At 38.7% G+C, this 542-nt stretch carries 1 protein-coding gene and 1 pseudogene; both read left to right on the top strand.

The genetic code is table 11. The features are described 5' to 3' along the window. Window positions 1-56 precede the first annotated feature (56 nt). Entirely contained in the window at window positions 57-257 is a 201-nt protein-coding gene (locus ABD917_RS08830; protein WP_004856846.1) for a helix-turn-helix transcriptional regulator, read from the top strand. 103 nt (window positions 258-360) lie between these two features. Next, window positions 361-542: pseudogene (locus tag ABD917_RS08825) on the top strand (DUF7146 domain-containing protein); the annotation flags it as partial.

Genomic DNA, 542 nt, shown 5'->3' with positions numbered 1-542 from the left:
TGGTTAATAAATACATATGATTTGTTCCCATTTTTTACTCTTGAAAGGAAATTATAATGACAGAAAATGATATTCTTTTAACTGACCGTGAAAGTGCAAAATTGCTTCATATGAGTGTTTCAACATTTCGCCGTCATGTGACCAATGGCTCTTTACCAAAACCTTTAAAATTTGGCTTTTTATCACGCTGGTTACAATCGGATCTGATTAATGTCATAGAGCAAGCAAAACAGCAACGTTATAACGACGTCGCATAAACGAAAACCTTGTCACGTAAGGACGGACAAGGCTTTCCATTTTCACTCAAACAATGAATAGCAAAACCCGTCCTATGGTGCAATATATCATAGGATAAAAAACATGTTTTCTTATATAAATGCTCGGGGCATCACCAATGCCTTGCGTGGGGTTTGGTATGGGCATTATGGAAGTGCCCGTTGTCCAGCCCATGATGATCAATTGCCTAGCTTATTCCTTGCCAATGGACATGATGGGCGTCTTTTACTCACTTGTTATGCTGGCTGCTCTTTTAGAGAGATCAT

The organism is Bartonella pachyuromydis, from assembly GCF_039543065.1.
Lineage (GTDB): Bacteria > Pseudomonadota > Alphaproteobacteria > Rhizobiales > Rhizobiaceae > Bartonella > Bartonella pachyuromydis.
This window is presented reverse-complemented; position numbering and strand designations above follow the sequence as displayed.